Source organism: Psychrobacter sp. FME5 (assembly GCF_014861375.1).
GTDB lineage: Bacteria > Pseudomonadota > Gammaproteobacteria > Pseudomonadales > Moraxellaceae > Psychrobacter.
On sequence record NZ_RRYX01000178.1, the window covers coordinates 1 to 3,003 of the forward strand.

Below are 3,003 nucleotides of genomic sequence, written 5' to 3' on the forward strand. Positions count from 1 at the left end.
CGATCTAAGTATAGCTTATTCTGAAATATCTATGCTAATTGATGACACGCCCTAGTAAAAACTATGCTATATCAACTACATAACCGTAGGCACGACTACTACCATCAGTTTGTTTTTCTAAATAGACCCCTTGAATCTCAGGCTCGAATCCTGGCAAGCAGTTAATACCTTCTTCCAGCGCTAAAAAGTATTTTTGTACAGCCCCGCCCCACACTTCACCAGGCACACAACACAACACACCTGGCGGATAAGGCAAGGCCCCTTCAGCAGCTATCTCGCCCTCTATTTTACTAAGACGTACCAATTTTACCTCGTTACGAATGAAGGCTTGCTGCGCATCGTAGGCACTCATTACTGCAGTTGGCCAACCATCAGCACGGAACATGATTCGTTGTAAATCTTTCATGTTATTTCGTACATAAAAGTCATGCATTTCTTGACACAAGCGTCGGATGGTATAACCTTCGTAGTAATTGATGTATCGTTTATACAAATCTGGTAATACGTCTTTCATTAAGCTATCTTCACGAATATGCTGTTCAAACCGTGCAATTAGTGCTATTAATTGCTGTAATTTTGCCAAGTTCTCTGACGGGGTTAATAAAAACAAAATAGAGTTTAAGTCGCATTTTTCAGGTACCACTCCATTGTCCCGAAGATAGTTGGCTAAAATTGTCGCAGGGACACCAAATTTCTCATATTCTCCGGTTTCGACATTAATACCAGGTGTGGTGAGCATGAATTTACAAGGGTCTACAAAATATTGGTTTTCTGCATAGCCTGGAAAAGCATGCCAACGTTCATTGGGACTAAAGCGGAAAAAGCGAATATCATTTGCCATTATCTCCGTTGGATAGTCTGCCCAAGGTTTACCATCAATTGTATCTGGCACAAAAGGTTTAACCATTTGACAGGTTTTTAGCAATAATTTACGCGCCTCAATTCCAACTTTGACACAATCTGCCCACATTTTGCGTCCTGCCACACCTTCATGCATTTTGGCATTGACATCAATTGAGGCAAATAATGGATAAAACGGGCTGGTCGAGGCATGCATCATATAAGCATTGTTAAAACGTTTATGATTACAGTAGCGCCCTTGACCCTTAATGTGACTGTCTTTTTTATGGATTTGCGAGGCTTGGGAAAAGCCCGCTTGTTGCTTATGTACTGATTGAGTAACAATAATGCCAGGGTCATTTTCTTTGAGTTCAAGTAAAAGTGGTGAACACTCTTGCATCATGGGAATAAATTGTTCATAACCAACCCATGCTGAGTCAAACAAAATATAGTCACACAAGTGTCCAATACGGTCTACAACTTGACGGGCGTTATAAATCGTCCCATCATAGGTACCTAACTGTATCACCGCCAACCGAAAAGGGCGTTCAGCATTGGCTTTTTCAGGGGCAATTTTTGCAATTTGATCGCGGATATACTTTTCTTCAAAACAATCGGCATCAATACCACCAATAAAGCCATAAGGATTACGGGCGGTCTGTAAATATACGGGGCGCGCTCCTGCTAACATTAGTGCCCCCAAATGAATGGATTTATGATTATTACGATCAAACAACATTAAATCATCTTTTGCCAATAAAGCACTAGTGACAACTTTATTAGCAGTTGAGGTACCGTTTAGCACAAAGTAAGTTGTATCGGCATTGAATACTTTTGCAGCGTGGCGTTCTGCATCCCGTGATGGCCCTTCGTGGATTAGTAAGTCGCCTAACTTGACATCGGCATTACATAAATCAGCACGAAATAAGTTTTCACCAAAAAAGTTAAAAAACTCTCGTCCTGCTGGATGTTTACTAAAAAATTGTCCGCCTTGGTGTCCAGGGCAATCAAACGCCACATAGCCACGATTAACATATTGCTTTAATGCACTAAAAAAAGGCGGTGCTAGCTTATCATCGTAGCTTTCTGCAGCCGTTTCTACCTGCTTGCCATAATAATGGCGACTACCCAAACCCATCTGGATAACCCCAGTAAATTCTAAAATCAAATCGTCAGGTATTGGCTCGTTAGGCTCTAAAGCAATAAATAGCGGGATATCAAAACCAGTACTTTTGATAAACTCTACCACCTTATGTGCATCTTCAGCACTGGTAACTGCGGCTGCAATATCAGTAAAGTCAGTATGATGAATATCGACCATTTCATAATCAGTGATAAAACTATCTATGACTGAAGCACAAGTCGCAATTTTAAGTTTTTTCATAATCATTACACCTTTTTAATGAATTAAACGTTGGGTTAATAGTTTCTAGTGATTGAACTCATTTTTATCTCGATATCTATGTATGTTGCAAAATAACGGCTTAATATAATATTGGGTATCTTTAATGCAAAAAAGCTATGAAACAGATCATTGATCTATCTCATAGCTTTTTGGTACAGGTCGTGAAGAGCGTTAAAACATAGTCTACATGCTGTTCAATAAACTCATCGGAAAAAGGGTCTTTCCCAGATAATCTTGCAAATTGAGGGGCAAAGGTATAAATAGATGTGGCTGCCCCCAGCAATAAGTAGCGAATATGCATACTGTCTCCTTGAGGAGCCAACCCTAGTTTTTGCGCTCTACGGATAACATCCAACTCTTCATCACAAATAGTGCGTAAATAGTTTTCAACAAACCAGTTAAGTCTTTCCGAATCCCCTTGATTGGCCTGGATCAAAAAATGATGAATATCAGGATAGTTAGCACAAAAATTTATAAAATCTTTTAACAGCACTCGTATTTCTTTTAACAGCACTCGTATTAAAGTAGGAGCTTCAGCATCTTGCATGTTTCTGCGCTTCTCAAAATTATGTTCACTGTAAATCTCAAAACATAATTTTGCCGTCGCTTTCCATAATGCTTCTTTAGAACCTTAGATTAACACATGAAGTGCAATACCAAATGTGAGGTGAAAAAAAGACCTAGATGCGCTAGCATCAAAGTTTTTATCCACCGACCAAAGTGAGATTGCAACCATGAACTATACACATCTAAGCCTA

The 3,003-nt window shown here is 39.5% G+C and carries 2 protein-coding genes; both read right to left on the minus strand.

Features of this window, described 5'->3' with window-relative positions; all coding sequences use genetic code 11:
• Positions 1-61: 61 nt before the first annotated feature.
• Complete coding sequence (locus tag EI161_RS13805) at positions 62-2,224, minus strand: ornithine decarboxylase (protein WP_192529838.1); 2,163 nt, start codon at positions 2,222-2,224, stop codon at positions 62-64.
• 160 nt (positions 2,225-2,384) lie between these two features.
• On the minus strand, positions 2,385-2,792 hold the full coding sequence (locus EI161_RS13810; RefSeq protein WP_192529840.1) for a hypothetical protein: 408 nt from the start codon (positions 2,790-2,792) through the stop codon (positions 2,385-2,387).
• Between the last annotated feature and the right edge of the window lie 211 nt (positions 2,793-3,003).

What these genes read in the sequence shown, in the direction of transcription:
- EI161_RS13810 (WP_192529840.1), bottom strand. Translation starts at nt 2,792, where the DNA reads ATGCAAGATGCTGAAGCTCCTACTTTAATACGAGTGCTGTTAAAAGAA.
- EI161_RS13805 (WP_192529838.1), bottom strand. Translation starts at nt 2,224, where the DNA reads ATGAAAAAACTTAAAATTGCGACTTGTGCTTCAGTCATAGATAGTTTT.